This is a genomic window from Planctomycetia bacterium, from assembly GCA_034440135.1.
GTDB lineage: Bacteria > Planctomycetota > Planctomycetia > Pirellulales > JALHLM01 > JALHLM01.
This window is the reverse complement of the sequence record JAWXBP010000021.1, coordinates 1-7,979: the sequence shown is the minus strand read 5'-3', so window position 1 is coordinate 7,979 and position 7,979 is coordinate 1. Positions and strand designations below refer to the sequence as shown.

Sequence of the window (7,979 nt, the reverse complement as noted above, 5' to 3'; positions counted from 1 at the left end):
TCAGGTGCTGTGGATGCAGGACGCCATTAGCAACCTACTGCCAAGCCTCCCGCAGCGGGTCGCGCTATCGCTGCGTAGAGCCATGGTCCGACACAGCCATGCGCTGCTCGACCCTGCGCACAACAAGACGCAAACCGTGCAGTGCTTCACGCTGATGCGAGACGTACTTCACCTCGTCGCGGAAGAAAGTGCCGAGGTGGTCGCGGTGCTGACGGTCGTCAACGACTTAAACGAACTGCTTTTGGAACTTCAGACGGAGTAGCCATGTCCATAGACTCCACGTTTGCGAATCACGAGCCACACGAGCCCCAGGCCGATCAAGACATCCATGGCGGAGTTCCGGACTCCGGCAACATTCGCGAAGCTGCCGACCAGTTTGTGGCGGAATCAGGCATGATCCAGGAGTGGATTCTCTCTGCTGGGCAGCTGAAGCTCGTGGCGTCAGTCCAGGCGGAAATTCGCCAGGTGCTGCCTGAATTGCCGAGCGGGATTGTTTCGGACATTTCCGCTTTGTTGGACGCCATTGATACGCACTTGAATAGTGATCCGCCGAGCGCCATTGCCATTAGCCAGGACTTGGCAAACATCGCCGAGCAGCTGCGTATGGACGCGTCCGAAATTGGACCCATGCGGCTTGAGAATATTCGGAAGCATATCAAGGTCGTGACGGCTTCTCTGGGAACCAATCTGCAGCGCGAGCGGACGTGAATCAACTTGGGGAATTCGTCATGACCTAGCTCGATCAGCTTATTACCGTCTACGACTCAGCCCCCAATTTGGGAATTACTTGCCCTGTGGCGTACGCCGCCGAGGCCCAAGACTTTTTCCGACAGCATGGCTTATTTCTCGCGGAACCGCGTGAGGAAGGGCGGCCGTCGACAGATGCACCCACCACGAACAATGTCCTGTGGGTGCCCATGGTTGCATCGAGTGATGACGTCGAGCAAGAACTGCAAAAGCTGCACAACTTGACGGCGAAGTTTCGCGAGCACATCCAACGTGAAGTGGATCGAGGCGAAATTAAGGAATAAGGACTTTCTCGAATTGAGAAATAAGAGAACCGGTAGACGAATTTGGCGTGTCAGATTTTCTGGTCAGCGTGATCGCTCTCACTAAGCGGTTGCTGTAGGAAATCTGTCACGCCTTTTTTCGTTCGCTTGAACGATTACCAGCCGGCACAGCGATCTGCTTTTTGCCAACTTCGAGAATGGCCTTCGGATCGCGCTGCAGCGGGGCGGCGATCTCCGTTCGGGAGGCAAGGTATTTCAGCTCAATTTGCGCGTTCAGCGCGATTGAGTTCATGCTCTCTGCAAAGCTTCACGAGCGGTTGGAGCAACTCAGGCTGCTGGAATGTGCTGCCGAAGTTCTCGCTTGGGGATTGGAGAATACTTCGTCGGGCGCGCCGAAACATGGAAATCTTGCACATTCGGGCTTTTGGAAGTGGTTTTCCGACGCCTTCGGTAACACACTGGCTCTCCAGCGGCATTACTGGAGGCAGCGGCGGTTTTCGTTCGACAGCCGCTCTCGTGTTTCCAAACCTTGCACGGCGGCTCTACCCGCTCCCATTCCACAGGCAAGACGATGAAACGACAACTATTGCATTCCTTGGTAGTGATGGCGGCGTCACTCGCCTGCGGATTGGGGATGACGAATCAGGGGTACGGGATCGACATTGTGCTGGTGTGGGACGACTTGGACGAAAACCCTAGTTTCGATCCCAACGGCACGAAGTTGATGGCCGTCGCCAGCGCTGCGGCACAGCTGTGGGAGCAGTTGATCCCATCCGCCGGCACGCACGACGTCGACATCTCTTGGTCGCATTTGGAATCAGGCCAGCTTGGCCTCTGGAAGCTTGACCCGTTCGGCAACAACAACTTGTATTTCAATGCAGACGCCGATTGGTTCGTGGATGCCACCCCAGCGAGTCACAGCGAATTCTACTTTGGAAGTCCGTTCACCTATAGCACCGGCAAAGGCAGCTTTCTCACCGGAACAACGGAAGGCGTTGACGACTGGTTCGACGGCGCTCCCGTGCCCGGCACACTGGAGATTGGGTATGTTGGGTTGCCCACGGACACGGCACCCACCGCGGCGATGGAGAATTTTGACCTGCTCTCCGTAGTGCTTCACGAATTGGGTCACGACTTGGGCGTCGGCGGCGATGAGCTGAGCGGGCGCTACCCAATCTACCCGGCCGATCTGTCCGGCGTGGTAGGCGTGGAAGTCGTCGAAGGCAACTTCGATGATCCGGACAGCGAGGGCTTCGGTGAAGAGCATGGCCACGTGGCCCCGACAATGGCACTCATGTCGCCGAGCCTTCCCCCAGGCATGCGCACACTTCCCTCGGCGATGGACGTTCTGGTGGCGGCGCGCGACAGCAACTATCTCAGTGTGGACTTAGAGCGTAAATTCGTAGGGATCGGCACCAATTGGAATGCCTCCAGCACGTGGATTGGCGGGCGTGTGCCGGACGGAAGCGACGATGCCTATGTGGTCCACGGCGAAACTATCACGCTCACCAACACCGGCTACGCCGACAACCTCTTTATTGGCGGCACCAGCATCGTTAGCACTGGGGCGCATGGCTTGACGGTCGACAATCGCCTTGCTCTGCACGGCGCTGGCGATGTACTACGCCTTCCTAGCGGCGGTTCGGCGACGGTGGGCAGGATTGAAGTGCCTCACGAGAGCATGCTGGAAATGAGCGGCGGCACGCTCAATGTTGTGAATAGTGGGTTTATTGGCGGCCAGATGATTGGGCATGGCAAAGCCGATTTCGACGGACAAGTCGTGATCACCGGCCGAGTTGAGACCGCTGGCGGAACGCTGGCGCTGACTGGCAGCGGCTCGATCCTCTTGCTGACGACAGATGAAGTTGGCAGTGGTCGCCTGCGTGCCGAGAGCGGCGATTTGAAGCTCGGCGTAGGTATCGCGCAAAACTCCAGCGGTGGCATTCGGGTGGACGCCGGCAGGCGTCTGGTAGCTACACGCGATCTCTCAATTCCGCGCGCGGTCGAAGTGAGCCTGGGCGGCGACCTGACCAGCGAAGGGGCGAATACCGATGTCACGATCGAGCACCTTAAAGTGGGATTCGGCAATACCGGCCGTGTGATCTCAAGGACATTGACGCTCAACGACTTCGCCTATGTGGACAGCAACGGCCACCTGACGCTGGCCAGTCCCGCCGGCACCACGTTGCAAGGAGGGCTCTCTGTTTTTGGCAGTGGCGTGCTCAAACAAGAAGGAGATATTCTTGTCAGCGGAGGCGACGTCCGACTGGACGTGCAGACCCTCGATTGGGGCAATAGTACGCCATCGCAATCCAACGATTTGCGGATCAGTCCGAATTCAACCCTCGAAGTCAACAGCGACGTTGTCGGCACGTATCGTGGTCAACTGACCGTCGACAGCGCGATTCTGCAAGTCAATTCGCCCGACGGGTGGCAGTTAGGCGGAGCGACCGCGACTACGGCAGGTGGGATTCTCTCACTTATTCATTCGGGGGCGACGACGCCGACCGTGCGCGGCACGCCGCTGACCGCACGACATTGGATCATTGCCTCCGGCGGTGACGCGTTCATCGAAAGCGACCTCGTCGTGATGCCGACCGCTCAAGTGGTGGCATTTGGCGCGGATGCCAAGCTCTTCCTCGCGGGAAAGACCACCTTGGGCGGCGGCAGCGTGAGCGGTTTAGGCACGTTAGTCCAACGCGGAGATATCACGGTCACGGCCGATACGACGATTGATACCAAGACCTTTTCCTGGGGCAATAGCCTCGGGTTGGACCTCAATACGTTGACCGTCACTCGGGGCGACACGCTCACGGTAAACTCGTCGGGCACGGGCAATGCGAACAATCAATTCCGCGGCACCTTGCGACTCGACGGCGGCAAGTTAGTCGTCAATACGGACGCCGGTTGGGCGCTGCCCGCTGCCCAGATCATCCAACATCCGGGGGTACTCGAATTGGCCGGCGGTATCGTGGCCCCGCGCGTTGACGGGCAGGCGCTCACCGGGCGGACGGATCAACGTCACTGGTGGAGCGGCGCACTTGGATAGCGACGTCGTGTTTCAAAGCACGCAACAAACAACCATTGATGCCCGCTCCACGTTGCATGTAAACGGCGCGGCAAGTTACTTGGGCGGAACTTTCACCGGCCCTGGCACTCTGCAACACAACGGCACGGCGCTGTTGAGTTCAAGCAATCCCTTGTCCGCGACGCGCTTTCTCCAAAATGGACTGCTGACTGCCATCAATCCGGCAAACACTGCGACGATCGATTCCGCGGTGATCGATTTTCTACCTGGCAGCGTGACGCGGCTGTTTACGAACCTGCACCTGCAAGGCCGGGCGATTATCAGGCCGGACGCAACCTTTGAGGGAAATGGCACGTTGGTCATCGATCTAACGGCCAGCCTTACGGCCGGTGGAATTCTGGGAGTCGACCTGGAGAACCAAGGCACCGTGCGGCCAGGTTATTCCCCGGGTGTTCTAAGTGTGGCTGGCGATTACCTTCAAGGACCGTCGGCCGCGCTGCAAATCGAACTTGCGGGAACCAATCGAGGCGATTGGGATCAGTTGTCGGCCAGCGGGAGTGTGTCGCTCGACGGCACTTTGAATGTTTTTCTGTTCGGCGGATTCACGCCGCTCCTCGGTGATTCGTTCACCATCGTCAGCGCCTCGGGCGGACTTTCCGGAAAGTTTGGCAATCTAGCTTTACCGGCTCTTCCCGTCGGCCAGTTCTGGTCCATTGACTACAGCAGGACAGCCGTTGTGCTCTCCACGACCAACGGCCTGCTTGGCGACACGAATGGTGACCAAAAGGTCGACATCCAAGATCTTAACAATGTCCGCAATAACTTCGGCGGAACTGGCCTTGGAGATACCGACGACAACGGCACCGTCGACATCAGCGACCTCAATAACGTGCGTAACAACTTTGGTATCGGGAACGCCAATCCCGTCCCCGAGCCGAACACTTACGCCCTCGCAACCATCGGATTGATCGGGTTGGCCGGCGTCATCTGGCAACGGAAGCGTCGGTAACGGGCGCAGTTGAACAACCGCCGACACCGTCATTGGCTGGACGGCCATTTGTCCAAGACTGTTTAGCGTTCCGCCAACGTGCGCCCCGTTGGCTAGGTATTGGCTACATTTGCGTCTTGTCAACACGCAACGCGCGAGATCACCATACTCAAAGACGCCCTCTGGGCAAAGGCGACAACCAATGACGTTTCCATCTGCAAAACGTGCCGCGCTGGCATCCAACTACTTTTGTGTAGCTCGCGGGTTTGCTCACTCATCAGGCTCGCTGACCCGGATAATCTTCTTGCCAAAGTTCTCGCCGCGCAGCAATCCGATCAACTCTCGTGGAGCATTCTCCAACCCAGCGGTAATGTCTTCTTTGTACTTCACCCGTCCCTCGCGCAACCATTGGCTCATGTCCGTGACAAACTGCGGCCACTGCGAAGCGAAGTCCCAGACAATAAAGCCTCGCAATGTGAGTCGCTTTGTCAGCGTGAGGTGCATCAACTGCGGGAGATGATCCGGGCAGGGTGGCAGGCCGGTAGCGTTGTAGTGGGCGATCAGGCCACACACGGGAACTCGCGCGAAGTCATTCAAGAGCGGCAGCACCGCTTCGAACACCTGTCCGCCGACATTCTCGAAGTAGACATCAATCCCGTCGGGACAGGCGTCCTGCAGCCGTTCGGCCAGATTCGGCTCGTGATGATCGAGGCACGCATCAAAACCTAATTCCTCTTGAACATAGCGGCATTTGGCCGCGCCCCCGGCAATGCCGATGACGCGGCAGCCCTTGATCCGGCCAATCTGCCCCACGATCGAGCCGACCGCGCCGGATGCTGCTGCCACGACAATGGTCTCGCCAGGCTGCGGCTGACCGATGTTCGCTAGGCCGGTGTATGCCGTGAGTCCTGGCATGCCAAGAACGCCCAATGCATAAGAGAGCGGCCCTGCAGAGCGATCGATCTTGCGTAGTCCCGAGCCGCTCGACAAAGCATATTCTTGCCAGCCTTGGGCATTGTTCAGCACGAACTCGCCCGCTTGAAAATCCGGCACATTCGACGCTACGACCTGCGCGACGGCGCGGCCTTCCATCACCTCACCGAGTTCCACAGGCCGGGCGTAGGATTTGCCGGCATTCATGCGACCGCGCATGTACGGATCCAGGGAGAGATAAACGGCCCGCAGTAACAATTCACCCGATTGCGGGGAAGGAACGGCACCGTCGACCAGTTCAAAGTTATCCAGCGTTGGTTCACCGTTGGGCCGGGAAACAAGACGGATCTGCTGATTTTTGACAGGCATGAAATCTTCCAGGCAAGACGCTTGCTCAATCGACTCCGACTATTGTCAGCCAAACAGTGCTTCACCCAACTCCGCGACGCATGAAAGCGACATCCTGCACCACATAGCTAACGAAAAACGCTCAAGCTTTCTCGAACCGTTCCGTCGCGAGCTGCTTGAACGCTTCTCTCGGTTTAGCGTAGTCAAGCGCTCCCATCGGCATGTCGTTAAGTTTGAAGCCAACGTCGAATGGCGAAAGTTCTTCGTCGACTAGCCACACTTTAGCGCAGTGGATTAAGTCGTTCATCGAACCGGTCACCGACCGACTCCAAGGCTTTGCGAACGTCACGCGCTCGCACGAGGCCATGATGAATTTCTGATACAGGAAGGCTTGCCCGTCAACCTCCGTGAACTCGCGCACGCAGGCGAACATCCGGTCAATGCAAGTCCGGTCACTGGTGATACCTTTGCCGTGGACGAGGCACGAGTAGAGCGATGCGGTATTGGTCGCGATGATGTATTGAGCCCGGTTCGCCGTAAAGACGTGGCAAGACCAGTCCGCATAGGGATTGCCTTCCAACGGCCGCTCTCGCAGCGCCTTCACCTTGATTTTCGAGCTTAACTTTTGCGACAGGCGAAGCATCATGGCTCGAATTCTCCTGGACTCACCGTCGCGCGGAACAAGAGTCCGTCAAAATCGACTCGGCGATCCCCCTGACCATGCTGTACCTACTACTTCCTGCGCTTCTTCACCGCCAGCGAGATTTCCTCATTCCCAGCCTTCTGTTGAACGGCTCCTGCCGTCCTGCGAAGCTGCTTGGCAATCTCTCTGGTCGAGGACTTGCCCGCCAACTTGCGCAGCATCTTCATGTCGGACGCCGACCAGGGGTTACGTGCCGGACGTGCTTTCTTCTTGGCCATTTGCAGCTCTTGGTGCGGGAAGGGGAGTACGGCTTGGCAGTATAGAGCGTGGCGATGTCAACTAATAGATGCCGAGTTAGCCAAGTGCGGCGTGAATGTAGAACGTCGAGGAAGGCCCCAGCAATACGGTACTGCCCTCGGTGTTCGTGGGCGACTACCAACTCGCGAGCCGATTAAGCCGATGGTCGTCCGACTATGCCAGCGCGGTAGCGGTGCTCGCGCCGGAGCCGAGCGCCTTCGTGCCGATGACCATCGCCGCTGTCCCAGGGGCACATTGTACGGGCGTCGGCTTTCCCAGACGCTGAACAGCTACGGTCGTAAACCGAACATTTCCAGCGTCAAATTGCGGAACTCGACGCGGCTACCATGGCACTGCAGTGACACAAATCCAACAAGCGGCTTTGCTTTGATTTCCTCGACCGTTGACTGATCGATGTCTTGCACTTGCTGGCCATTTAACCGGACGCGAATGATGGGGCCAAGACACTCGATCTCGACCTCATTCCACTCTCCAGCAGGCTTGGCGGCACTTACCGTGGGAGCGACGTAGCGATAGAGCGACATCGTCGATTTCGTGGTCGGCGGTTTTCCATGGTCATCGAGAAGCTGCAACTCATAGCCAGCGAACGAGGGACGAGTCTTCGCTGGACCGGTGAAGGGCACACTCCGGATGCCGATGCCACTATTCCCTTTGGCTGCCAGGCGATATTCGAGCGACAATCGAAAATCAGATAGCTTGCGATCGAAGCGG

At 57.9% G+C, this 7,979-nt stretch carries 10 protein-coding genes; 5 read left to right on the top strand and 5 right to left on the bottom strand.

Annotated elements, in window-relative coordinates; all coding sequences use genetic code 11:
* The 3 genes from SGJ19_01235 to SGJ19_01225 all read left to right on the top strand — a co-directional run.
* The coding region (locus SGJ19_01235) for a hypothetical protein (GenBank protein MDZ4778859.1) at positions 1 to 262 on the top strand (262 nt) is incomplete at its 5' end.
* A 2-nt stretch (positions 263 to 264) separates the two neighbouring features.
* Positions 265 to 708, top strand: a complete 444-nt coding sequence (locus SGJ19_01230) for a hypothetical protein (GenBank protein ID MDZ4778858.1) — start codon at positions 265 to 267, stop codon at positions 706 to 708.
* An 86-nt stretch (positions 709 to 794) separates the two neighbouring features.
* Positions 795 to 1,031 (top strand): hypothetical protein, encoded by a 237-nt coding sequence (locus SGJ19_01225; GenBank protein MDZ4778857.1) that lies wholly within the window; start codon positions 795 to 797, stop codon positions 1,029 to 1,031.
* 106 nt (positions 1,032 to 1,137) lie between these two features.
* Here SGJ19_01225 and SGJ19_01220 read toward each other — a convergent pair whose 3' ends face one another.
* Positions 1,138 to 1,302, bottom strand: coding sequence for a hypothetical protein (locus SGJ19_01220; GenBank protein MDZ4778856.1), 165 nt, complete (start codon positions 1,300 to 1,302; stop codon positions 1,138 to 1,140).
* Between the two features lie 279 nt (positions 1,303 to 1,581).
* Between SGJ19_01220 and SGJ19_01215 the strand changes: the two genes are divergently transcribed.
* Both SGJ19_01215 and SGJ19_01210 read left to right on the top strand, forming a co-directional pair.
* Complete coding sequence (locus SGJ19_01215; protein ID MDZ4778855.1) at positions 1,582 to 4,059, top strand: hypothetical protein; 2,478 nt, start codon at positions 1,582 to 1,584, stop codon at positions 4,057 to 4,059.
* Positions 4,052 to 5,047: a PEP-CTERM sorting domain-containing protein gene (locus SGJ19_01210; GenBank protein MDZ4778854.1), complete on the top strand. Its 996-nt coding sequence runs from the start codon at positions 4,052 to 4,054 to the stop codon at positions 5,045 to 5,047. Before SGJ19_01215 ends, SGJ19_01210 begins: the two co-directional genes overlap by 8 nt.
* A 249-nt stretch (positions 5,048 to 5,296) precedes the next feature.
* Here the strand turns inward: SGJ19_01210 and SGJ19_01205 are convergent, their stop codons facing one another.
* The 4 genes from SGJ19_01205 to SGJ19_01190 all read right to left on the bottom strand — a co-directional run.
* On the bottom strand, positions 5,297 to 6,328 hold the full coding sequence (locus SGJ19_01205) for an NADP-dependent oxidoreductase (GenBank protein ID MDZ4778853.1): 1,032 nt from the start codon (positions 6,326 to 6,328) through the stop codon (positions 5,297 to 5,299).
* Between the two features lie 121 nt (positions 6,329 to 6,449).
* A complete protein-coding gene (locus tag SGJ19_01200; protein ID MDZ4778852.1) occupies positions 6,450 to 6,953 on the bottom strand; it encodes a hypothetical protein in 504 nt (167 codons plus the stop codon).
* 86 nt (positions 6,954 to 7,039) lie between these two features.
* Entirely contained in the window at positions 7,040 to 7,228 is a 189-nt protein-coding gene (locus SGJ19_01195; protein ID MDZ4778851.1) for a hypothetical protein, read from the bottom strand.
* Between the two features lie 309 nt (positions 7,229 to 7,537).
* Positions 7,538 to 7,979, bottom strand: a 442-nt coding sequence (locus SGJ19_01190) for a DUF1080 domain-containing protein (GenBank protein MDZ4778850.1), incomplete at its 5' end; no start/stop codon positions are given.